This is a genomic window from Streptomyces sp. NPDC059567, assembly GCF_042735655.1.
In the GTDB taxonomy this organism is placed as follows: domain Bacteria; phylum Actinomycetota; class Actinomycetes; order Streptomycetales; family Streptomycetaceae; genus Streptomyces.
Map to the genome: position 1 here is coordinate 1 of NZ_JBHWBS010000044.1, position 21,160 is coordinate 21,160.

A 21,160-nucleotide genomic window follows, 5' to 3' on the forward strand; every position below is an offset into this window, starting at 1 on the left:
CGGCGCGGGCCGCGCCCCCCCCCCTCTGCCTCTCCCTCGGGTCCGGACACCGGACGGCCCGCCCGGGCCGTCCGCCGGCGTCAGGGCTTGCGGACCAGGAGTGCCACCGTGACGCCGGTCAGGCGCTCGGTGCCGGTCGCGGTGTAGTGCTTCCGCAGGGCGCGCGCCTGCGGAGCGGGCAGCGCGTCCAGCGGGTCGGCCGCGCCGTCGGGCACGACCAGCCAGATCCGGGTCTCGCTCCCCAGACAGGCCGCCGGGTCCGGGCACTCCGAGGACCACAGGTCCGCGCGGTCCGCGGCCGAGCGGGCCAGGAAGACGTCCCGGGGCCGTAGTTCGTCGGGCAGATAGTGGCGGACGCCCAGGTCCAGCAGCCGCCAGTAGTCCTCGCCCCGGTCGTACACGACGGCGTCGCCCGGCCGGTGGTACTTGGCGATGGTCTCGGCGGCGCCCTTGTAGTCCACCCCGTGCCAGAAGTGCGCGTACGTCTCCCGTACCGACCGCTGCTCGGGCAGGCTCAGCACGGCCACGGCGACCAGGGCGACGGCGAGGACGGCTCGGGAACGGAGCGCGGCGAGCGCCGCACCGGCCAGCACCGCCCACGCCGGCAGGGTGAAGAGCAGGTACCGGTAGAAGAAGTACGAGATGTCGCCGTGCGAGACCGTCCACAGGGCGAGGACCGGCAGGACGGCCATGGCGGTCACGGCCAGGACCGGCCCCCGGGACGCCGGCCGCCAGGAGACTGCGCTCGTCGGCGGGGACGTGCCGGCGCGGCCCACCCGCCGGCGGTCCGCCCAGGCCGACACGGCCAGGACCGTCGCCGCCCCGGCGAACGTCCCGGAGGCGTACAGCTGTGGGAGGAAGGCGGCCAGGCTCTCCAGGTTCGGTCGGGGGATCCAGGCGATCTGACGTGACGCCTGCCCGCTGCCGAGCACCGCGACCGGCGCGGCGGCGGCCACCCCGGCCAGTGCGGCGAGCCCGGCCCGGACGGCGAGCGCGCGGTCGACACGCGCCCATGCGGCCACGACGACCAGCTGCCCGGCCAGCGCCGTCAGCGCGACCAGGTGCAGCAGCCCGACCGCGGCCACGCACCCGGCGTACGCGGCCCAGCGCCCCATGCGCTCCGGCCGGTCCAGGGCCCGCAGCAGCGCCAGCGTGGCGAGGGCGACGGCGAGGACGACCAGGGCGTACGGGCGGGCCTCGTGGGCGTAGCGGACCACCACGGGGGTGAGGGCGAAGAGCAGACCCGCGGCGAGCCCGGCGCGGCGGCCGAACAGCTGCTGCCCGATCAGCGCCGTGCAGGCCGCCGCACCGGTCATCGCGAGGGCGGAGGGCATCCGCAGGGCGGTGGCGGAGTCGCCGAAGACGACCGTCCACCCGTGCAGCAGCAGGTAGTAGACGGTCAGGACCGCGTCCACGTTCCCCACCGTGTCGAGGAGACGGCCGGTGGAACGGGTGACCATGTCCCAGGTGTTGAGCTCGTCCTCCCACAGCAGCGGATGGTCGATCTCGTACAGCGTCAGGGCGAGGGTGAGGAGGGCCGGCCACAGCCAGACACCGTGCCGCATGCCGCCCTCGGCGCGCGGCGCGGCGGGGCGGCGGGTGGCGGCCGGGGCGGGATCCCGGACCTCGGCGGCGACGGAGGAGGGCGTTCCCACGGCCCGCCCCTATCCGCGCACCGGCGCGGGCGCGTCGGCGGCGGGCTGGGAGGCGGCGGGTGGAGCGGCCGCGGGAGCGGCATCGGGCGGAGCGGCGGCGTCGGGCGGTGCGGCGGCCGCGTGCGGGATCGGAGCGGCGCCGAGCTTGCCGACGGCGAACTCGCGGTTGGCCCGGGTCTGCTTGCGGTACGGCTCGGGCAGGTCGGGCATGGCCAGCAGCCGGTCGCACGCGGCGAGCGAGCCCGCGTAGTCGCCGACCCAGTAGGCGGTGATCGAGAATTCGAACAGCAGGCCCCAGCGGTACACCCACGGCTGGAGGAAGAGCAGGTCCTCGCGCGGCTGCTCCCGGTCGAGCACGGCGGAGACGATCGCGTGGGCGGAGTGGTGGCGGCGCATCTTGCGCAGCCGCGCGACCAGTTCGTAGCAGGCTTCGAGGCGCTGCGGCCGCGAGTCCCAGGCCCGCGTGAGCGTGTCCATGGCGGCCGGCCAGTCGCCGGACTCCGCCCTGAGCACGCCGGACTGAAGGAGTGCGTAGTAGACCTCCTCACCCCAGCCGCCCATGGCCGCGCGGCGCTCGTAGAGCTTGATCGCCTCCCCGGAGCGGCCCATGTCGCGCATCGTCTGTGCGAGATAGAAGACCGTACGGGGGTTGCCGGGGTCGCGGTCGAGCTCGGCGCTCAACAGCCGGGCGTCGCGTTCGAACTTGTCGTGGCGTGAGCCGCCGTCATGGCGGTCGTCGATGGCGAGGGCGTCGAGGTTCTCCTGGGTGTGGTTCCGGTCGGCGGTGAGGTACTCGTGTGTCACCCCCTCGTACCGCCACGGCAGATCGCCTCTGACCAGGCGTTTGATGCGGTACTCCAGCGTGCCCTTGTGCCGCAGCATGTACGCGTCGGCGGTCAGCGGGGGCAGCGGGCCTTCCTGGCGCAGGACGAGGTCGGCGTCGAGGAGCAGGAGGTAGTCGGCCCGGCCGCGGGCGCGGGCGATGTTCAGGCTCCGGTTGTGCCCGAAGTTGACCCACGGCTCCTCGTGCAGCTCTCCGGGGATCCCGTGGAGAGCCTTGCGGATGAGGTCCTGGGTGCCGTCGGTCGAACCCGTGTCCGAGATGACCCAGGTGTCCACCAGGTCACGGACGGAGGCGAGGCAGCGCTCGATGACGCGGGCCTCGTTCTTGACGATCATGCACAAGCAGAAGGATGGCTTCACGGCAACACCACTTCCGGTGGTTCGGTGGGGGGCGACCATAAGCACAGGCCAGGGACGGTCAGGGACGGCACGCCGACAGGCGCTTTCAGGTTCGCCACGCCGTACGCACCCAGGGGGATGGTGACGGTAGGCCAAGGCGTTGACAGTCCCCTCGGAGACGTAAAGGCGCCGCGATCGCAGTCCGATGATCTGAAAGGAAGCTCGAACTCGCTTCCGGTGAATCACTCGATCCGGATGAAGAAGGAGCTATTGCATGAGTCCTGATTCCAGGACCAGGTCCGCATTCGGCCCGCTTCCGCGACGCCGCGCCTGGCTCAACGGAGGTGCCATCGCATCGATCGCACTCGTACTCACGGGGTTCACGACCCCCGTCTCCGCCGCGCCGCAGAGCGTGGCCGGCCCCTCGGGGGTGAACCTCACGGGCACGCCGTCGGGCGGCGACGAGTGCAGGGACCGCCCGCACCACGAGGGGCACGGCCCGCGCCCGCACCACGAGCAAGGCCCGCCGCCGCAGTTGTGGGGGCCGGTGGCGCACGAGAAGAACGCCGCGGCGCCGGAGGAGGGCGAAGGTTCGCCCGGTGACTTCGAGAACTACGCGGACCACGAGGTCCAGCAGTTCATGGGCGGCGGCCTCGCGGAGTACCTGTCGGCGGTGTCCGACCACGACCGTTACGTACGAGCGCTGCCCGTGGGCGGCCCGGACCACTGCGAGCAGGGTCCCCCGGGCCCGCCCGGTCCGACGGGTGACACGGGCCCGACCGGAGCGACCGGCGACACGGGACCCACGGGCGACACGGGAGCGACCGGCGACACCGGGCCCACCGGCGACACCGGCCCGACCGGCGACACCGGCGACACCGGGGCCACCGGCGACACCGGGGCGACCGGCGACACGGGACCCACGGGTGACACCGGGGCGACCGGCGACACCGGCGCAACCGGAGACACCGGCCCGACCGGCGACACCGGCGCAACCGGAGACACCGGCCCGACCGGCGACACCGGCGCAACCGGCGACACCGGGCCCACCGGAGACACCGGCGCAACCGGAGACACCGGCCCGACCGGCGACACCGGGGCCACCGGCGACACCGGCGCAACCGGCGACACCGGGCCCACCGGAGACACCGGCCCGACCGGCGACACCGGCCCCACGGGTGACACCGGCGCAACCGGCGACACGGGTGCGACCGGAGACACCGGCCCCACGGGTGACACCGGGCCCTGCTCCGACATCGACGTCCACACTCCGCCCATCGGTCCCGAGGACTTCCAGGCCGTCCTCACCGGCGGCAATGTGTTCGCCGGCCGGGGGCCGACGCTCGGCGGGACGATCGTCTGGCAGAACCTCAGCAACGCGACCGCTACCGACGGCGACCCGGCCAACCCCGACTACCCGGCGAACGTGTGCGCCGTGGGCATCGAGGCCCGGGGCGTCAACGCGTACGTGAAGGTGATCACCACGGACAACACGGTGTGGCAGACGCACGGTGACGTCGGCGGAACCAGCTTCACGTGGGACGAGCCCTGGACCCAGCAGTCGGCACTGCCGGCGACGGTCATGCGCTCCATGAAGTTCGGGCGCTCCCTGGACACCGGAGGTGTGGTGAACCGCCACTGACCTGAGCGGTACGCCCGAGGGGCGGTGCACCCGCAGTACGCACCGCCCCTCGGGCCCTCGCGGGGCCGGTCAGGCTGCTACGGCCACCTTCGTCTCGGCCTGAGGTATCTCCCCCGCCGCCTCCGGCGCCGAACGCCGGAAGGCCCGGACCGGGATGCCCCGGTCCGGGCCTTCGTCGCGCACGTGGCGAGGTCAGTGCGTGAGCACCGGCTCCTTCTCGACTGCCTCGGAGTCGTCCCCGTCCGCCTCCGCGCCCTCCACGTGCTGCTTCGGCTTCGCCGGCAGCGCGAACATCACCAGGAAGATCGCGGCGAGCACCGCCACCGCCCACCCGAGCGCGTTCTGGAAGGCGTCCGTGAACGCCGCGCCCACCTCGGCCGGAGCCTTCGCGAGGCGCTCCTCGTCGATCACGCCGAAGAAGACGACCGAGACGAGTCCGAGTCCGAGCGCGTTGCCCATCTGCCCGGTCGTGTTGATGAGGCCCGACGCCGAGCCCGCGTGCTCGCGCGGCACGTCCGAGAGGACCGCGTCCGTCAGCGGGGCCACGATCAGGCCCATGCCCAGACCCATGACCACCAGCGGCGGGATCATCTGCCAGGAGTCGATCGAGGTGCCGTAGCGGCCGGCCGCACCCATGTAGAGCAGCACACCGGCCGCCATCGTCAGCGCGCCCGTCTGGAGCACCTTGCGACCGAAGCGCGGCACCAGCTTCTGCACCGACAGACCGGCCGCCGTCGAGACCGCGATCGAGAACGGCACGCCCGTCAGCCCCGCCTTCAGCGGGGTCCAGCCGAGCCCGATCTGCATGTACAGCGTCCAGACCAGGAAGAAGATGCCCATCACGACACCGAAGGTCAGCTGCACCGCGATGCCCGCCGCGAAGCTCTTCACCTTGAACAGCGACAGCTCGACCAGCGGGGAGCCGTCCTTCTTCGTCTTGTACTTCTCGTACGCGACGAGGGCGGCGAAGACGACGAGGCTGCCGGCCATGCACAGGTGGCCCCAGAGCGGCCAGTCCAGCTCGCGGCCGCGCGTCAGCGGGTAGATCAGCATCAGCAGCGCCAGCGTGACCAGCAGGACGCCGACGATGTCGAGGCGGAGCGCCTTGGGCGCCTTCGACTCGGTGATGAACTTCCGGCCGAGCAGCAGTCCGGCGATGCCGACCGGCAGGTTGATCAGGAAGATCGGCCGCCACTCCAGGCCGGCGATGTTCCACTGCGTGAGCAGCGCGCCGAGCAGCGGGCCGGAGACCGCGCCGAGGCCGATGATCGCGCCGAACAGGCCGAAGACCTTGCCGCGTTCGTGCGCCGGGAAGGTGGCGTGGACGATCGACAGGACCTGCGGCACCATCATCGCCGCCGCGGCGCCCTGGAGCAGGCGGGAGGCGACCAGCATCTCCGGGCTCGCGGCGAAGCCGCAGAGCGCGGAGGCCAGCGTGAACCCGGCAGTGCCGAGGAGGAACAGGCGCTTGCGGCCGAAGATGTCGCCGAGACGTCCGCCCGTGATCAGGCCGGCGGCGAAGGCGAGGGCGTAGCCGGCGGTGATCCACTGGATGGCGCTGGTCGTGGCGCCGAGGTCGCGCTCGATGCTCGGGATGGCGATGTTGACGATCGTGGCGTCGACCAGGTCCATGAAGGCCGCGGTCATGACGATGGCGAGGGCTATCCAGCGCCGGCGGTCGGCCACCGCTTCCGTGGCGGCCTGCGCTTCCGTGGCCGCTTCCGGAACGGCGTCGTGTGAACTCATGAGATGAAGATAGGGACCATCTAGGTCAGCTGATGTCCTAGATAAACGGCACCCTGGAAGGCATGACGGACACTCCGGCACGACTTCTGAATCTGCTGTCGCTGCTCCAGACTCCGCGTGAGTGGCCGGGCAGCGAGCTGGCGGACCGGCTCTCGGTCTCCGCCCGCACGATCCGGCGGGACATCGACCGGCTGCGGGAGCTCGGCTACCCGGTCGAGGCGACGAAGGGCGCGGTGGGCGGGTACCGCCTGGTCGCCGGTGCGGCGATGCCGCCGCTGCTCCTCGACGACGAGGAGGCGGTCGCGATCGCGGTGGGGCTGCGGGCGGGGGCGGGGCACGCGATCGAGGGTGTGGAGGAGGCGTCGGTACGGGCCCTGGCGAAGCTGGAGCAGGTGCTGCCGTCGCGGCTGCGCCACCGTGTCTCCACGCTGCAGAACGCGACGATCCCACTGACGCGCGGGGACGGGGCGACGGTCGCACCGTCGACCCTGACGGCGCTGGCGGGCGCGGTGACGGGGAAGGAGCGGCTGCGCTTCGGCTACCGGGCGGGGGACGGCACGGAATCACGGCGCCTGGTGGAGCCGTACCGGCTCGTGTCGACGGGGCACCGGTGGTATCTGGTGGCGTACGACCTGGAGCGCGAGGACTGGCGCACGTTCCGGGTGGACCGGGTGTCCGACCCGTTCGCGACGGGGGCGCGGTTCACGGCGCGGGAGCTGCCGGAGGGCGGTGCGGCGGAGTACATGGCGCGCTCGATGACGCGCACGCAGCAGCCGGAGGTCGACCTGGACGTCAGCTTCGAGGCCCCGGCGGAGTTCGTGGCGGCCCGCCTCCCCGCCCACCTGACCCCGACGTCGACGGGGCCGACGACCTGCCGCCTGCGCACCCCCACGGCGGACTCGATCGAATGGCTGGCCCTCCGCCTGGCCCTGGTGGACGCCCCCTTCACGATCCACGCGCCGCCGCCGCTGATCACCTACGTGACGGAGCTGGCCACCCGCCTGACGGCGTCGACCGCAGCCTGACGCACGCGCTGACGGCGTCGACCGCAGCCTGACGCACGCGCGGCAGGGGGCCGGGCACCATGGGCCGCGCGGCGGCGGCCCATGGCCGCCCGGTCGCGCCCGAACCCGGCGCCGCGCCGCAGGGCCACACGACGCCCCACCGCCCGTGGCGGCCCCGTACCAACCCGGCCCGGGGGCCCGACCGCCCCCAGGGCCGCCGGCCGCCCTAGGCCACCGCGTCGAAGCCCGTGTCGCGGGCCATCTTCTTCAGCTCCAGCAGCGCGTGCTTCTCGATCTGGCGGATCCGCTCCCGCGTCAGGCCGTGCTCCTTGCCGACCTCGGTCAACGTCCGCTCCCGGCCGTCCTCGATTCCGTACCGCATCCGGATGATCGACGCCGTGCGGTGGTCGAGCTTGTCGATCAGGTCGTCGAGCTCCTCACTGCGCAGCAGCGTCAGCACCGACTGCTCGGGCGATATCGCCGAGGTGTCCTCCAGCAGGTCACCGAACTGTGTCTCGCCCTCGTCGTCCACCGACATGTTCAGCGAGACCGGGTCACGCGCCCAGTCGAGGACGTCGACGACCCGCTCCGGCTTGGTGTCCAGCTCGGCCGCGATCTCCGCCGGCTCCGGCTCGCGGCCGTGCTCCCGGTTGAACTCGCGCTGCACGCGCCGGATCCGCCCCAGCTCCTCCACCAGGTGGACGGGGAGCCGGATCGTGCGCGACTGGTCGGCTATGGACCGCGTGATGGCCTGGCGGATCCACCACGTGGCGTACGTCGAGAACTTGAAGCCCTTCGCGTAGTCGAACTTCTCGACCGCGCGCACCAGGCCCGCGTTCCCCTCCTGGATCAGGTCGAGCAGCGGCAGCCCGCTGCGCGGATAGCGTCGAGCGACCGCGACGACCAGCCGCAGGTTCGACTTGATGAAGAGGTCCTTGGCACGCTCGCCCGCCTCGTAGAGCGCTTCGAGCTCCTCGCGGGACGCGCCGCCCGCCTCGCTTTCCGCTTCCCCGTCGAGGATCTGCCGGGCGTACACACCCGCCTCGATCGTCTGGGAGAGCTCGACCTCCTTGGCGGCGTCGAGCAGGGGCGTGCGCGCGATCTCGTCGAGGTACATGCCGACCAGGTCGCGGTCGGCGATCTCCCCGCCCACGGCGCGAACTCCGCTGGCCCGCGCGCTGCTCCCGCTCTTGGCGGACGAACGACGGGCGACGGCACGGGTTGCCATGCGTGCTCCCTTGCTGAGTAGGTCGCGACACCCTCTCGGGTGCCCTGCATCCGACGGAAACAACGACTGGAATCAGGACAGAATTCCCACCCGGCGCATCGATTTTCGCGATCATGCAGTACCCTGTGCCGCCACCGAGGGGGATAGATGCTGTCTGAAAACGCGGATACGCAGGTCAGGGCGGGCACGGAGGGTGACCTGGAGGCCCTCACGGAGCTGTACAACCACTACGTCCGTGAGACCGCGATCACCTTCGACACCGAGCCCTTCACACCGGAGCAGCGACTCCCTTGGCTCCGCTCCCACCCTGAAGACGGCCCGCATCGCCTTCTGGTTGCTCGCGATGTCCGGAAAGAGACGAAAAGCCGAATTCTCGGATATGCCACCAGCAGCCCCTTCCGCCCCAAGGCCGCGTACTCCACCTCCGTGGAGGTCAGCGTCTACCTCTCCCCGGACGCCGCCGGCCGCGGCATCGGCACACTCCTCTACGAGCGGCTCTTCGAGGCCCTCGCCGGCGAGGACGTCCACCGCGCCTACGCCGGCATCGCGCTCCCCAACGAGCCCTCGATCCGGCTCCACACCCGTTTCGGCTTCCGCCACATCGGCACGTACGGGGAGGTAGGCCGGAAGTTCGGCCGGTACTGGGACGTGGCCTGGTACGAGAAGGCCCTTCACCCCGGGAAGTAGGTCCCGCGGCAGACCGCAACTAGGTCCCGGACTAGGTCCCGCGGCCGTTACGGACCGCCCGCCGCCGCACCTACCGTCGCCCCATGGACGACACCACCGGCACCCTCGACGAAGCCCTCGAACGCCTCCACGCCACCGGCCCGGAGCGCCGCGGCTGGCTCACCAACCACGCCCCGATGGCCGTCGAGGCGCTCGTGCGCAACGGCCACGCCCCGGCCGTGCACCGCTGGCTCGACCACTACCGCCACAAGCTGGAGGACATGCCGCCCCTCCACTCCCCCGTCACCGCCACGAACTGGCACGAGGCGCTCGGCGACCCGGCCCGGATCGCCGACTGGGCGCGCTTCTTCGAGCGGGAGACCGAGGAGCGGCCCTGGCGGGAGGTGCTCACCGAGTGGTGGCCGCGCCTCCTCCCCGGCATCGCGGGCGGCTCGACCCACCCCGTGATCCGTACCGGCCACGCCGTACGCACCCTCCTGACGACCCCGGAGACCGCGCCGCGCCGCGCGGAGCTGGCCCACGCCCTCGGCTACTGGGCCGCCCGCCACAAGCCGCTGCCCCCGCTGACCGACCTCGCCGCCGCACCGAGTGCTACCGCGGCCCTCGACGCCGTGCCGCCCGTACCCCGCCAGGACGGCGGGATACGCGACCGCCTCTCCCAGCTGACCGCGTTCCCCCGCTGGGGCGCCGCCCCGGACCCGGAGACCGCGCACACCCTGCTCACCGAGCTGGTCACGGCCGCGACCCACCGCTATGCCACCCACGGCCACGGTGAGCCGATCATGCTGGTGCATGCCGCGACCGCCCCCAACGCGGTCCTGCGCACGCTCCCCGCGCTGCCGCGCGAGCTGTGGGCGCCGAGCCTGTCGGCGGCCTGGGCGGCCTCCGCCGCGGTGACCGCCGCCTACACACCGCCCGAGCCGGCCCCGTACACCTCGGTCACGCTCACCGCGGAGGAGGTCTTCGAGCGGGCGGCGGCGCACGGCGACGACCACACGATCAAGTTCACCGACACCGCGCTCGACGTCGGCGGTCCGCTCGCGCTGACCGCCGCGGTCCGCGCGGTCGAACTCAACCCGCCCGTCTTCTGAACCGACGGCCTCAGTCGACGCGCAGGGCGGCCCGGCAGCCTCCGTCGAACCGCGACGCCTAGCCGGTGGGCTCAGCCGGACCCCTAGCCCGACCACTGGGCGGCCCGGCAGCCTCCGTCGAACCGCGACGCCCGGCCGGTGGGCTCAGCCGAACTGCACCGAGCGCTTCGCGAGGCCCATCCAGAAGCCGTCGATCACGCTCCGGCCGCCGCCCAGGTCCCCCGCCGCGTCCGCCGCGCCCAGCGTGACGAAGAGCGGCGCGAAGTGCTCCGTGCGCGGGTGGGCGAGCCGGCCGGCCGGGGACTTGTGCTCGAAGTCGAGGAGCGCGTCGACGTCCTCGGTCTCCAGGGCGTGGCGCCCCCAGTCGTCGAACTCCGCCGACCAGCCCGGCACCCCCGGCCCGGAGTGCCGCAGCGCGGCCAGGTTGTGGGTGAAGAAGCCGCTGCCGACGATCAGTACGCCCTCGTCGCGCAGCGGCGCGAGCCGGCGGCCGATGTCCATCAGCTTCCGCGGGTCGAGCGTGGGCAGGGAGATCTGGAGTACGGGGACGTCGGCGTCGGGGAACATCTCCACGAGCGGCACGTAGGCGCCGTGGTCGAGCCCCCGGTCGGAGATGTCCTGTACGGGAGTGCCGGGACCGTGCAGCAGTTTGCGGACCGACGCGGCGAGCCCGGGCGCGCCCGGGGCCGCGTACCGCACCTGGTAGTAGTGCTCGGGGAAGCCCCAGAAGTCGTAGACGAGGGGGAGGGTCTCGGTCGCGCCGAGCGCGAGCGGGGCCTCTTCCCAGTGGGCGGAGACCATCAGGATCGCCTTCGGCCGGGGCAGCCCCGCCGACCAGGCGGCGAGTTCGCCGGGCCAGACCGGGTCGTCGGCGAGCGGCGGGGCGCCGTGCGACAGATAGAGGGCGGGCATCCGTTCCAGCGTGGTGTCGGCGTCCATGACGACCGCCTCCGTTCCGGGTCGATGACGTCCCGGGTCGACGCCGTACGGACCGACGTCGACGCCGTCCGGACCGACCCAGCCAGTCATTGAAAGTTCAAGCTCACCTGACATGACGAGCTTAGACCCGATCTAGTTCAACTTTCAAGAATGAGCCGTAGGATAGATACATGACCATGGCACCCAACGACGCGCCCCGCTGGCTCAGCGACGAGGAGCAGCACGTCTGGCGCGCGTACCTGCACGCCACCACCCTCCTCGAGGACCATCTCGACCGCCAGTTGCAGCGCGACGCCGGGATGCCGCACATCTACTACGGCCTGCTCGTCCAGCTCTCCCAGGCGCCCCGGCGGCGGCTGCGGATGACCGAGCTCGCCAAGGGCGCCAAGATCACCCGCTCCCGGCTCTCGCATGCCGTCGCGCGCCTGGAGAAGAACGGCTGGGTGCTCCGCGAGGACTGTCCCTCCGACAAGCGGGGACAGTTCGCGTATCTCACGGACGAGGGGTACGAGGTGCTGGAGCGGACGGCCCCCGGCCATGTCGCCGCCGTACGACAGGCGATGTTCGACCGGCTCACCCCGCACCAGGTGGAGCAGCTCGGCGAGATCATGAAGGTGATGGCGGAGGGACTGCAGCCGACGGACCCGAACGCGGACCTGCCCTGGCTCCGCTGAGCGGAACCAGGGCAGGCGGCGACCGGGTGGGGTCGGTGGGTCAGTGCGCGAAGACGGGGATGATCCGGGCCGCGCACGATGACGGGGATCCGGGTCAGTGCGCGATGACGGGGATCCTCACCTCGTCCTCGGCGCCCTCGCCCTCGCCGGACCCGGACGCGGCCACCGCGCCGGTCCCCGGCTTCCCGGTGTTGATGAGGGTGACGGCGATCGCGGCCGAGACGACCAGGATGCCGACGGCCCACCAGATGGCCGCCGCGTAGCCCTCGACCATGCCCTGGAGCTGGAGCAGCTTCTGGGCGCCCTGCGTGGTGGCACCGGCCGCGTGGTCGGCGATGTACGCGGTCGTGGCCGAGGCGGCGATCGTGTTCAGCAGCGCCGTACCGATCGCGCCGCCGACCTGCTGCGAGGTGTTGACCATCGCGGAGGCCACACCGGCGTCCCGCGGGTCGACGCCGTGCGTGGCGAGCGACATGGCCGGCATGAAGGCCGTACCCATGCCGAGGCCGAGCAGCAGCTGGGCGGGCAGGATCAGACCGGCGTACGAGGTGCCGATCTCCAGCTGGGTGAGCAGCAGCATGCCGACGCCGGCGGTCAGGAAGCCGGGGCCCATCAGCCAGCGCGGGGGAACGCGCATCATCAGCCGCGTGCCGATCTGGGTCGAGCCGATGATCATGCCCGCGATCATCGGGAGGAACGCGAAGCCCGTCTTGACCGGCGAGTACCCCTTCACGACCTGGAGGTAGTACGTCAGGAAGAGGAACAGGCCGAACATCGCGATGACGGCCAGACCCAGCGAGAGGTACACACCGCCGCGGTTGCGCTCGGTCAGGACGCGCAGCGGCAGCAGTGGCGACTTGACCTTCGCCTCGGTCAGGACGAAGGCGGCGAGGAGCACGGCGGAGGCGACGAACATGCCGATCGTGGTGGCGTCCGACCAGCCCTCGGACTCGGCGCGGGTGAAGCCGTAGACGAGCGCGACCAGGCCGAGGGTGGACAGGATCACACCAGGGATGTCGAGCGGCGAGCGGTTGCGCCCGCCGGCCGGCTCACGGATGACGAAGTACGCGCCCGCAGCCGCGACGATCGCGAACGGGATGTTGACGAAGAAGGTCCAGCGCCAGTCCAGGTACTCGGTGAGGAAGCCACCGAGGATCAGGCCCACGGCGCCACCGCCACCGGCGATCGCACCGTAGATGCCGAAGGCCTTGGCGCGCTCCTTGGCATCGGTGAACATCACCGCAAGCAGGGAGAGCGCGGCGGGCGCGAGCAGCGCGCCGAACGCGCCCTGGAGTGCGCGGGCGCCGAGCATCATCGCCTCGCCGGTCGCGGCCCCGCCGACGGCGGAGGCCGCGGCGAAGCCGATCAGACCGACGACGAAGGTGCGCTTGCGGCCCCAGAGGTCCGCGATGCGGCCACCGAAGAGCAGCAGACCGCCGAAGGCCAGGGCGTAGGCCGTGATGACCCACTGCCGGTTGCCGTCCGAGATCCCCAGGTCCTGCTGGGCGGAGGGCAGCGCGATGTTCACGATCGTCGCGTCGAGCACGACCATCAGCTGGGCGAGGGCGATGAAGATCAGCGCTTTCCAGCGCCTCGGATCCATTTCGGACATGGGTGTGGCCACCTCTTGGTGCGTAAAGGAAAATCTGGACGTAAGTACAGGGGGTGCCAGGGCTCGAAGGCGCGTTGTGGAGCGCGTTTCGGCGTGTGCGTTTCGGCGCGTGTGTCTCGGGGCGTACGCCTCGGGGTGCGTTACGGGACGGTCAGCTCGGGGTCACGACTCGTCGGAGTCGCCCCGCAGGTCCTCCAGAGTGGCGGCCGAGCCGGGCAGCACGGAGCGCGCGGGCGCTTCGAGACCGTCCAGGAACAGCTGCAGATGGCGGTGGACGAAACGGTCCATGTTCAGACAGGCGGTGCCCGGGAGCGGCCGGGTCAGCTGGGAGACGGCGACCAGCAGGTCCCCGACGTCGACGTCGGGGCGGAGCTTGCCCGACCGGTGCGCCCGGTCGACGAGGCCCCGCACGGCCTCCTCCAACCGCGTGCGCTCGGCGACCAGTTCGGGCTGGTCCATCTCGAAGGTGCCGTCGAGCATCGGGCACAGGGCGCCGATGCGTTCGTCGGCGGCGCCGTGGGTGAAGCGGCGCAGCGCGTCGAAGGCGTCGGCCTCCCCCGCGTCCACGGCCGCGGCCGCCTCCTCCGCCAGGTCCGTGGTGCGGGACGTGACGGAGACGACGACCTCGTGGATCAGGTCGTTGCGCTCCGGGAAGTTGCGGTAGAGCGTGGCGTTGCCGACCCCGGCGCGCCGCGCGATCTCGTCGAGCGGCACCTGCGGGCCGAACTCGACGAACATCTCACGGGCCGCCGTCACGATCCGCTCGCGGTTGCGCAGGGCGTCCGCCCGCGGGCGGGGCATGCGACGGGTGGGCTCGGTGCCGGCCTGGGTGGTCACGCCACATCCTCCTTCTCATGATCCGGTCCGATGATCCGGGGACTCAGTCCCCACTTCGTGGAACACAGGTGTAAACGGGGAGCGAGTCCCCGGTTATTTCCCCGCCCGACTGTGACCTGGATCACATTCAGGGCGCTGTGTGGAATACCCACGATCGGGCCAACCCCGCGCGCGCCCGCGCACCTCTCGACACAGGCTGATCGAGCAGCGGCGCTGACCAGCTGGCCTGACCAGCTGACCCACCAGCCGGCTGACGCTGACCTGAGGCTGACCAGAGAGGCGACCGGATGCACCAGACCCGCCGGGGGATACGCAGACCTGTCGCCCTCGCCGTGGCAGCAACCCTCGCGCTCGCCGCCCTGGCCTCGGCCAGCAGCACCCTCCCGGGCCCGACACCGGCCTCGGCGGGCCCGGTGGCCACCGCCCCCAGGGACTCACGGGAGTCCAAGCTCGGGCCGTGCCGGATCGCCACGACGCTGGGCGTGCAGATGTCGGAGGGCCTGCCGACCGCCCCGGGCTACGCCCGCTCCACGGGCAGGATCAGGGCCCTCAACCTGATGATCGACTTCCCCGACGCGCCCGGGGACGGGACGGCCCTCGGCCGCTACCACGAGTTCTTCCCGAAGACCTCCGAGTGGTTCCGCACCAGCTCGTACGGGCGCCTGCACTACCACCCCGAGGCCCCGATATCCGACTGGCTGCGGATGCCGAGGCCGTTCTCCTCGTACGGGATAGAGCGCGGCTCACCGTACGAACCGGGCTACCGCGGGTTCGTCGAGGACATCGTGAAGGCCGCCGACCCGAAGGTCGACTTCAGCGCGTACGACCTGGTCAACGTCCTGGTCACCCCGAACGCCGGCCCCTCGGCCCTGGACACCGTCCTGTCCGTCACCTTCTCCGGCAACGACGACGCCCCCTACGCGGACGGCGTCCCGCTCTCCAACACGTCCTTCGTCTACAGCCGCCAGGACGACGGCTCGGGCACGTACGCCACGACCGGCTACCGCGTCCTGCCGCACGAGAACGGCCATGTCTTCGGCCTGCCCGACCTCTACACCGCGGACGGCGGCGGCACGGTCGGGCACTGGGACATCATGTCCGAGGACTGGGGGGCCAACAACGACCTCCTCGGCTGGCACAAGTGGAAGCTGGGCTGGCTCGACAACGAGCAGGTCGGCTGCGCGTCCACGCCCGGCACGCACGAGTACACGCTGACCCCGCTGGCGACCACCGGCGGCGACAAACTCGCCTTCGTACCGCTCTCCGAGACCTCGGGTTACGCGATCGAGGTCCGCACCCGCGAAGGCAACGACGAGGCCGTCTGCGAGCCGGGCGTCCTGATCTACCGGGTCGAGTCCGACGTCGACACCGGTCACGGCCCGGTGACCGTCGCCGACAGCGACAAGGACAGCGGCGGCTGCACGCGCCGCCCGAACGTCCACGCGGAGCTGTCGGACGCCCCGTACCGCCCGGGCGAGACCTTCACGGACCGCACCAACGGCATCCGGATCACGGTCACGCACGAGGACGGCAAAAGCCACTACCGGGTCCGCGTCACCCGCGCGTGAGCTCTTCCCTGAGCTCCCGCTTGAGGATCTTCCCGGTGGCGTTCCGGGGCAGCTCGGCGTCCCGTACGACGACCTGGGCCGGCACCTTGAAGGCGGCGAGGCGCGCGCCGACGTGCGCCCGCAGCTCGTCGACCGTGACACTCGACGGCTGCCTGAGTCGCACGACGGCGGCGACCTCCTCCCCCAGCGTGGCGTGCGGGACGCCGAGGACGGCGGCGTCGAGGACGTCGGGGTGGTCCTGGAGGACGTTCTCGACCTCGACGCAGTACACGTTCTCGCCGCCGCGGATCACCATGTCCTTGAGCCGGTCGACGAGGGTGACCCGCCCGTCGTGAAGCCGGGCGAGGTCTCCGGTACGGAACCATCCGTCGTCGCCGAAGGCGCTCTTCGTCGCCTCCTCGTCCCGCCAGTACCCGCGGACGACGGACTGCCCGCGCAACCACAGCTCGCCGACGCCGTCCGCGTCCGGCCGGTCGATCCGGACCTCGGTGGCGGGCGTGGGCCGGCCGACGCTCCGCGGATCCGCGCGGTACTCGGCCCCGAAGTTCGCGAACACGCCCCCGCAGGTCTCGGTGAGCCCGTAGCCGTTGCGCGGCTCGATGCGCTCCCCGTACAGGGCGGTGAGGCGGGCCACGATCTCGGGCGGCGCGGCGGCGCCCCCGGTGTTGAGCATGACGAGGCTCTCCAGCCGGTCGCCGGTCTCCTCCGCCCGGTCGAGCAGCTGCAGGGCGGTCGTCGGCACGCCCGCGTAGTGCGTGACGCGATGGCGCCGGATCAGCTCCAGCGCCTTGTCCGCGTCCCACTTCCGCATCAGGACGAGGGTCCCGCCCGCGGCCATGACCGAGTAGAACGACGTGAACGCCGCCACGTGGAAGAACGGAAACGTGGTGAGCGAGACGGGCGCGGGCCCCTGCCCGGGGACCATGCCGCGGCCGAGGGCGGAGGCGGCGGCGTAGTACCGCGGATTCATCGCGGCCCCGGCCTGCGCGAGGTGGGTGGCGACGGCCCCCTTGGGCCGGCCGGTGGTCCCGGAGGTGTAGATGATGGTGGCGTCGTGCTCGGGCAGGACGTCGACGAGCGGCGGCCCGAGGAGCGGATCGGTGTCGCGTACGTACTCCTGGAAGCCTTCCCGGGCCTCCCCGTGGAAGACGACGCCGGGCACGTCGTGCTCCCGCGCCCACCGCCGGACCCGCTCGACGCGCTCGCCGTCGACGAGCAGGATCCGGGGCGCGCAGTCGTCGAGGGCGTACGCGAGCTCCTCCTCGGTCCACCAGGCGTTGAGGGGCACGGCGACGAGGCCGGCGAGCTGGGCGGCCCAGAAGGCGATGTGCCACTCGGGATGGTTCCGCATCGCGACGGCGGCCCGGTCCCCCGGCCGCAGCCCGTACACCTCGCAAAAGCGCCGGGCGAGTCCGCAGGCGGCGTCGAAGAACTCCCGGTAGGTCAGCTCCCCGTCCTCGGACACCAGGAAGACCTGGTCGCCGTAGGCCCAGGTGGCCTCCACGAACTCCCGCAGCGTGCGGGGACCGCCGACGTACACCCCGTCCTCGACCGCGAAGGGCCCGCCGGGCGCCGCCAACCGGGCGCCGATGCCCACGGCCATCTCTCCTCCGCGCACGTCCACCCTCTCCACGCCACGCTCCGTCCCGTCCCGGCCTGGCCCGCCCTGTCCCGGAACGTACCACCCGTCGCCGCAGGTCAGAAGGGCCGGATCACGGCCCGGATCGCGTCCCGGATCGCGGCCCGGATCGCGTCCCGGATCGCGTCCCGGGCGGCGCCTCGCGCGGGGCGGCCGGCGACCGCCCGAACGGATCAGTATTCGAGAAGCGCCTTTCATCCAGGCGGAGTTAACGTGACGACCATGGACATCACGATCAACACCACCGCCCTCCCGCACGACGACCCGGACGCCTCTCTGGCCTTCTACCGCGACGCCCTCGGCTTCGAGGTCCGCAGCGACGTCGGCCAGGGCAAGATGCGCTGGATCACGGTCGGCCCCGTCGGCCAGCCCGGCACCTCCATCCTCCTGGCGCCGCCGGCCGCCGACCCCGGGATCACCGAGGCCGAGCGCCGCACCATCCTCGAAATGATGGCCAAGGGCACCTACGGCTGGATCCTGCTGGCCACCCCCGACCTCGACGACACCTTCGCGAAGGTGCAGGCCGGTGACGCCGAGGTGGTCCAGGAGCCGACGGAGCAGCCGTACGGCGTCCGCGACTGCGCCTTCCGCGATCCGGCGGGGAACCTGATCCGCATCCAAGAGCTTCGCTGAGCACCTCGCCACCGCCCGCTCGGACCGAAGGAGCTCACTCATGTGTCATCCCGCATGGTCGCGCGCCCGCACCGCCGCGCAGCGCCTGAGCGATTTCGCACACCTGCGCCGCGTCCGCGACCGGATCGACCGGGAGTACGCGCGGCCACTGGACGTCGAGAGCCTCGCCCTCGACGCGAACATGCCGGCCGGGCACCTCAGCCGGCAGTTCCGGCTCGCCTACGGCGGGTCGCCGTACACCTATCTGATGGCGCGTCGCGTCGAGCGCGCCGCGATGCTGCTGCGGCGCGGCGATCTCGGCGTGGCCGAGGTCTGCTTCGCGGTCGGCTGCTCGTCACTGGACACGTTCAGCCTGCACTTCACCGAGCTGGTCGGCATGGAGCCCGACGAGTACCGGCGCCGCGCGGCGCGGGGACCGGTCGGGACCGGACCGGTCAGGATTCGAGAAGCACTGCCGAGGGAGCCGGAACTAGCGTGAATGCCATGAACTCCACGACCTCCACCACCTCCATCGCAGCCCTCACCCTCGAGGTGACCGATGTAGCGGCCGCCGAGCGCTTCTACACCGCGATCGGTCTGGGCGGCCAGGTGCGCCTGCGGGCCTCCGAGGCGCCGACGACCGGCTTCCGCGGATTCTCGCTGTCGCTCACGGTGTCCCAGCCGGCCGACGTCCGCGGCTTCGTCGACGCCGCGCTCGAAGCCGGCGCCACGGTGCTGAAGCCCGCGTCGAAGTCGTTCTGGGGCTACGGCGGCGTCGTCCGGGCACCGGACGGCACGATCTGGAAGATCGCCACGTCGGCGAAGAAGGACACCGGCCCGGCGACCGGGAAGATCGACGAGATGGTGCTGCTGATCGGAGCCGCGGACGTGGCCGAGAGCAAGCAGTTCTACGTCGAGCAGGGCCTCAGCGTGGCGAAGAGCTTCGGCCGCAAGTACGTCGAGTTCGCCACCGCGGACTCGAGCCCGGTCAAGCTGGCCCTCTACGGCCGGCGCGCCCTCGCCAAGGACGTCGGCGTCCCCGTCGGGGGCACCGGATCGCACCGGATCGCGCTGGGCACCACGGGCGGGGCGTTCACCGACCCGGACGGCTTCGTCTGGGAGGAAGCGTGACGGAAGCACCGCCGCGCGGGCTCCAGGAGAGACTGCGGGACACACGCGACAGGCTGGAGAACGACGTCGACCTGTGGGTCGCGACGCCGAGCGCCTCGGACTCCCTGGGAGTCCATCTGATCCCCCTCTCGTACCTCTGGGACGGGACCACGTTCCTCATATCGACGCCACGGGCCTCGGTCACCGGCCGCAACCTGCTGGCGGACGGCCAGGTACGCCTCGGTCTCGGGCCGACGCGCGACGTCGTCGTCGTCGACGGCACCGCCGAGCCGGTGGACATCGCCGAGCTCGCCCCGGGGACGGGCGACGCGTTCGCGGCCAAGACCGGCTTCGACCCCCGTGAACTCGACCAGCCCTACCAGTACTTCCGGATCCGCCCACGGCGCGTCCAGGCCTGGCGAGAGGCGAACGAACTACGGGGCCGCGACCTGATGCGCGACGGTCACTGGCTCGCCTGACACCACCGCTCCCCTGCTCCGCACGGACACCGACCCATGAGAGAGGAACCGCCATGAGCGAGACGCAGAAGTCCGACGAGAAGTACGACGGATTCACGGCCGAGGAGCGCGACGCGATGAAGGAGCGCGCCAAGGAGCTGAAGTCCTCGACGCGCCGCCCGCGCGCGGCGAAGGCGGACCCGGAGACCGAGGTGCTCGCGAAGATCGCCGAGATGCCGGACGAGGACCGTGTCCTCGCCGAGCGCATCCACGCGATCGCCAAGGAGAGCGCACCGGACCTCACGCCGAAGCTCTGGTACGGGATGCCGGCGTACGCGAAGGCCGGCAAGGTCGTCTTCTTCTTCCAGAGCGCGGCGAAGTTCAAGGCGAGATACGCCACGCTCGGCTTCAACGACCCGGCCAACCTCGACGAGGGCACGATGTGGCCGACGGCCTTCGCCCTGACGAAGCTGACGGCATCCGACGAGGCCCTCATCGGCGAGCTCTTCAAAAGGGCGGCAAGCTGACCGTTTCCGCAGGTCATCCACCCATCCGCACGGGCGCCCCGACATGATCCCTTATGTGGGGCGCACCCGCACAGCCCGATCCGCTAGGCTGTCAGCGGTCAGTGGGCTCCCAGACAGCCCCGCCCGGCAGAGGTCCCCAAGGACCCCACCCCGGCGGCTGTCTGCGAACCGACCGACCGGGAATGCCTTCGTAGCTCAGGGGATAGAGCACCGCTCTCCTAAAGCGGGTGTCGCAGGTTCGAATCCTGCCGGGGGCACAAGGGAAAGGGCCCCCTACCGATCTTGGTAGGGGGCCTTTGACATCCACTTCTGACATCAACGGCGGCCGCCGGGGCGCCCCAGGTCTATCTTGATCCCGGCAATGTTCGGCCGACACGGGAGCTGTCCATGTGGGAGACCGTCTCGGTCTTGGTGCTTCTCGTGATCGTTACCCAGCCCCTTCTGCACCGGATGCAGAAGCGATGGCACAGCGTGCGCACGGCCCAGAGGGTCGCCGCGCTGAACCGCGGGGAAACCGTCCGTGTCCGCTGTGCCGCACGATTCCGCAACTCCGGCGGAGACCGACGCCGTGCTTACCTGACAGCGACGTCTGAGGGTGTCTTCGTTTCCACTGCGGACGGCACCGTCTCGAAACTGCAGCTCGGAACTCCGGACACCCAAGTCACCATCGTTGCCGAGCTTTCCATGCTGGTGTGCGACGTGGCTGGGCGGCAGCTTGAGGTTCTGCTGGCGGCCGGGGAAGACCGCCTCCTACAGGCCGTTGCAGCCCGCCTCCCGGACTGCGACACCGGTGACCGCAGCTGAGCAGGCGGGCAGGATGTAGTCCCAAGCCCCCAACGAAGCAGGCGTGGGGGGGGGGGCGCGGCCGGCCGGGGGCGGGGCGGCCCCCGGGGCGTGTCACGGGCGCTCGCCCGGCGGGCGGGGGGGGGGGCCGCGCGCGGGCTCTCTG

21 protein-coding genes and 1 tRNA gene are annotated in these 21,160 nt (G+C 71.7%); 13 read left to right on the plus strand and 9 right to left on the minus strand.

The window, feature by feature from the left end; translation table 11 throughout:
• Positions 1-80 precede the first annotated feature (80 nt).
• The 3 genes from ACFVZW_RS20420 to ACFVZW_RS20430 all read right to left on the minus strand — a co-directional run bounded on the left by ACFVZW_RS20420 (position 81) and on the right by ACFVZW_RS20430 (position 4,115).
• Positions 81-1,655 carry a glycosyltransferase family 39 protein gene (locus ACFVZW_RS20420; RefSeq protein WP_384523176.1) on the minus strand — a complete coding sequence of 525 codons (1,575 nt, stop codon included), beginning with the start codon at positions 1,653-1,655 and terminating at the stop codon, positions 81-83.
• Between the two features lie 9 nt (positions 1,656-1,664).
• Positions 1,665-2,834, minus strand: coding sequence for a glycosyltransferase (locus ACFVZW_RS20425; protein WP_384523178.1), 1,170 nt, complete (start codon positions 2,832-2,834; stop codon positions 1,665-1,667).
• 693 nt (positions 2,835-3,527) lie between these two features.
• On the minus strand, positions 3,528-4,115 hold the full coding sequence (locus ACFVZW_RS20430; protein ID WP_384523278.1) for a DUF4573 domain-containing protein: 588 nt from the start codon (positions 4,113-4,115) through the stop codon (positions 3,528-3,530).
• A gap of 40 nt (positions 4,116-4,155) precedes the next feature.
• On the opposite strand from ACFVZW_RS20430, the gene ACFVZW_RS20435 reads away from it, so the two are divergent.
• Positions 4,156-4,479 carry a hypothetical protein gene (locus tag ACFVZW_RS20435; RefSeq protein ID WP_384523180.1) on the plus strand — a complete coding sequence of 108 codons (324 nt, stop codon included), beginning with the start codon at positions 4,156-4,158 and terminating at the stop codon, positions 4,477-4,479.
• 192 nt (positions 4,480-4,671) lie between these two features.
• Here the strand turns inward: ACFVZW_RS20435 and ACFVZW_RS20440 are convergent, their stop codons facing one another.
• Entirely contained in the window at positions 4,672-6,225 is a 1,554-nt protein-coding gene (locus ACFVZW_RS20440; RefSeq protein WP_384523182.1) for an MFS transporter, read from the minus strand.
• A gap of 62 nt (positions 6,226-6,287) precedes the next feature.
• Here ACFVZW_RS20440 and ACFVZW_RS20445 point away from each other — a divergent pair, with 62 nt between their 5' ends.
• The gene (locus ACFVZW_RS20445) at positions 6,288-7,250 is read left to right on the plus strand and encodes a helix-turn-helix transcriptional regulator (protein WP_384523184.1); all 963 of its coding nucleotides are present in this window, start codon (positions 6,288-6,290) and stop codon (positions 7,248-7,250) included.
• 205 nt (positions 7,251-7,455) lie between these two features.
• Here the strand turns inward: ACFVZW_RS20445 and ACFVZW_RS20450 are convergent, their stop codons facing one another.
• Entirely contained in the window at positions 7,456-8,457 is a 1,002-nt protein-coding gene (locus ACFVZW_RS20450; RefSeq protein ID WP_384523186.1) for an RNA polymerase sigma factor RpoD/SigA, read from the minus strand.
• Between the two features lie 147 nt (positions 8,458-8,604).
• Here ACFVZW_RS20450 and ACFVZW_RS20455 point away from each other — a divergent pair, with 147 nt between their 5' ends.
• Together ACFVZW_RS20455 and ACFVZW_RS20460 are read left to right on the plus strand one after the other, a co-directional pair.
• The gene (locus tag ACFVZW_RS20455) at positions 8,605-9,144 is read left to right on the plus strand and encodes a GNAT family N-acetyltransferase (RefSeq protein ID WP_384523188.1); all 540 of its coding nucleotides are present in this window, start codon (positions 8,605-8,607) and stop codon (positions 9,142-9,144) included.
• A gap of 83 nt (positions 9,145-9,227) precedes the next feature.
• Complete coding sequence (locus ACFVZW_RS20460; RefSeq protein WP_384523190.1) at positions 9,228-10,235, plus strand: questin oxidase family protein; 1,008 nt, start codon at positions 9,228-9,230, stop codon at positions 10,233-10,235.
• Positions 10,236-10,379: 144 nt separating this feature from the next.
• Here ACFVZW_RS20460 and ACFVZW_RS20465 read toward each other — a convergent pair whose 3' ends face one another.
• Positions 10,380-11,174, minus strand: a complete 795-nt coding sequence (locus tag ACFVZW_RS20465; protein ID WP_384523280.1) for a dioxygenase — start codon at positions 11,172-11,174, stop codon at positions 10,380-10,382.
• A gap of 170 nt (positions 11,175-11,344) precedes the next feature.
• Here ACFVZW_RS20465 and ACFVZW_RS20470 point away from each other — a divergent pair, with 170 nt between their 5' ends.
• Positions 11,345-11,848: a MarR family winged helix-turn-helix transcriptional regulator gene (locus tag ACFVZW_RS20470; RefSeq protein ID WP_384523192.1), complete on the plus strand. Its 504-nt coding sequence runs from the start codon at positions 11,345-11,347 to the stop codon at positions 11,846-11,848.
• Between the two features lie 94 nt (positions 11,849-11,942).
• Here ACFVZW_RS20470 and ACFVZW_RS20475 read toward each other — a convergent pair whose 3' ends face one another.
• The gene (locus tag ACFVZW_RS20475) at positions 11,943-13,460 is read right to left on the minus strand and encodes an MFS transporter (RefSeq protein ID WP_384523194.1); all 1,518 of its coding nucleotides are present in this window, start codon (positions 13,458-13,460) and stop codon (positions 11,943-11,945) included.
• A 162-nt stretch (positions 13,461-13,622) separates the two neighbouring features.
• Complete coding sequence (locus ACFVZW_RS20480) at positions 13,623-14,261, minus strand: TetR/AcrR family transcriptional regulator (protein ID WP_384523282.1); 639 nt, start codon at positions 14,259-14,261, stop codon at positions 13,623-13,625.
• Between the two features lie 323 nt (positions 14,262-14,584).
• Here ACFVZW_RS20480 and ACFVZW_RS20485 point away from each other — a divergent pair, with 323 nt between their 5' ends.
• Positions 14,585-15,865, plus strand: coding sequence for a M6 family metalloprotease domain-containing protein (locus ACFVZW_RS20485; RefSeq protein WP_384523196.1), 1,281 nt, complete (start codon positions 14,585-14,587; stop codon positions 15,863-15,865).
• Here the strand turns inward: ACFVZW_RS20485 and ACFVZW_RS20490 are convergent.
• Positions 15,852-17,468 (minus strand): class I adenylate-forming enzyme family protein, encoded by a 1,617-nt coding sequence (locus tag ACFVZW_RS20490; RefSeq protein WP_384523284.1) that lies wholly within the window; start codon positions 17,466-17,468, stop codon positions 15,852-15,854. The genes ACFVZW_RS20485 and ACFVZW_RS20490 overlap by 14 nt on opposite strands.
• 258 nt (positions 17,469-17,726) lie before the next feature.
• On the opposite strand from ACFVZW_RS20490, the gene ACFVZW_RS20495 reads away from it, so the two are divergent.
• From ACFVZW_RS20495 to ACFVZW_RS20525, 7 genes are all read left to right on the plus strand, one after another.
• On the plus strand, positions 17,727-18,137 hold the full coding sequence (locus ACFVZW_RS20495) for a VOC family protein (RefSeq protein WP_384523198.1): 411 nt from the start codon (positions 17,727-17,729) through the stop codon (positions 18,135-18,137).
• A gap of 40 nt (positions 18,138-18,177) precedes the next feature.
• Positions 18,178-18,615, plus strand: a complete 438-nt coding sequence (locus ACFVZW_RS20500) for a helix-turn-helix transcriptional regulator (RefSeq protein WP_384523201.1) — start codon at positions 18,178-18,180, stop codon at positions 18,613-18,615.
• A gap of 5 nt (positions 18,616-18,620) precedes the next feature.
• Positions 18,621-19,247: a glyoxalase gene (locus ACFVZW_RS20505; RefSeq protein ID WP_384523203.1), complete on the plus strand. Its 627-nt coding sequence runs from the start codon at positions 18,621-18,623 to the stop codon at positions 19,245-19,247.
• Positions 19,244-19,705, plus strand: a complete 462-nt coding sequence (locus ACFVZW_RS20510) for a pyridoxamine 5'-phosphate oxidase family protein (protein ID WP_384523205.1) — start codon at positions 19,244-19,246, stop codon at positions 19,703-19,705. The genes ACFVZW_RS20505 and ACFVZW_RS20510 overlap by 4 nt, the downstream gene beginning before the upstream one ends.
• A gap of 53 nt (positions 19,706-19,758) precedes the next feature.
• Positions 19,759-20,211, plus strand: coding sequence for an iron chaperone (locus ACFVZW_RS20515; RefSeq protein ID WP_384523207.1), 453 nt, complete (start codon positions 19,759-19,761; stop codon positions 20,209-20,211).
• A 184-nt stretch (positions 20,212-20,395) separates the two neighbouring features.
• Positions 20,396-20,468, plus strand: a tRNA-Arg gene (locus ACFVZW_RS20520).
• A gap of 130 nt (positions 20,469-20,598) precedes the next feature.
• Positions 20,599-21,015, plus strand: coding sequence for a hypothetical protein (locus ACFVZW_RS20525; protein WP_384523209.1), 417 nt, complete (start codon positions 20,599-20,601; stop codon positions 21,013-21,015).
• The last annotated feature ends 145 nt before the right edge of the window (positions 21,016-21,160 follow it).

Coding starts and splice junctions, on each gene's coding strand:
- ACFVZW_RS20425 (WP_384523178.1), bottom strand. CDS start 2,834: ATGATCGTCAAGAACGAGGCCCGCGTCATCGAGCGCTGCCTCGCCTCC.
- ACFVZW_RS20485 (WP_384523196.1), top strand. CDS start 14,585: ATGCACCAGACCCGCCGGGGGATACGCAGACCTGTCGCCCTCGCCGTG.
- ACFVZW_RS20440 (WP_384523182.1), bottom strand. CDS start 6,225: ATGAGTTCACACGACGCCGTTCCGGAAGCGGCCACGGAAGCGCAGGCC.
- ACFVZW_RS20515 (WP_384523207.1), top strand. CDS start 19,759: ATGAGCGAGACGCAGAAGTCCGACGAGAAGTACGACGGATTCACGGCC.
- ACFVZW_RS20470 (WP_384523192.1), top strand. CDS start 11,345: ATGACCATGGCACCCAACGACGCGCCCCGCTGGCTCAGCGACGAGGAG.
- ACFVZW_RS20505 (WP_384523203.1), top strand. CDS start 18,621: ATGAACTCCACGACCTCCACCACCTCCATCGCAGCCCTCACCCTCGAG.
- ACFVZW_RS20460 (WP_384523190.1), top strand. CDS start 9,228: ATGGACGACACCACCGGCACCCTCGACGAAGCCCTCGAACGCCTCCAC.
- ACFVZW_RS20490 (WP_384523284.1), bottom strand. CDS start 17,468: ATGGCCGTGGGCATCGGCGCCCGGTTGGCGGCGCCCGGCGGGCCCTTC.
- ACFVZW_RS20495 (WP_384523198.1), top strand. CDS start 17,727: ATGGACATCACGATCAACACCACCGCCCTCCCGCACGACGACCCGGAC.
- ACFVZW_RS20445 (WP_384523184.1), top strand. CDS start 6,288: ATGACGGACACTCCGGCACGACTTCTGAATCTGCTGTCGCTGCTCCAG.
- ACFVZW_RS20480 (WP_384523282.1), bottom strand. CDS start 14,261: ATGCCCCGCCCGCGGGCGGACGCCCTGCGCAACCGCGAGCGGATCGTG.
- ACFVZW_RS20430 (WP_384523278.1), bottom strand. CDS start 4,115: ATGGGCGGAGTGTGGACGTCGATGTCGGAGCAGGGCCCGGTGTCACCC.
- ACFVZW_RS20500 (WP_384523201.1), top strand. CDS start 18,178: ATGTGTCATCCCGCATGGTCGCGCGCCCGCACCGCCGCGCAGCGCCTG.
- ACFVZW_RS20455 (WP_384523188.1), top strand. CDS start 8,605: ATGCTGTCTGAAAACGCGGATACGCAGGTCAGGGCGGGCACGGAGGGT.
- ACFVZW_RS20525 (WP_384523209.1), top strand. CDS start 20,599: ATGTGGGAGACCGTCTCGGTCTTGGTGCTTCTCGTGATCGTTACCCAG.
- ACFVZW_RS20450 (WP_384523186.1), bottom strand. CDS start 8,457: ATGGCAACCCGTGCCGTCGCCCGTCGTTCGTCCGCCAAGAGCGGGAGC.
- ACFVZW_RS20465 (WP_384523280.1), bottom strand. CDS start 11,174: ATGGACGCCGACACCACGCTGGAACGGATGCCCGCCCTCTATCTGTCG.
- ACFVZW_RS20475 (WP_384523194.1), bottom strand. CDS start 13,460: ATGTCCGAAATGGATCCGAGGCGCTGGAAAGCGCTGATCTTCATCGCC.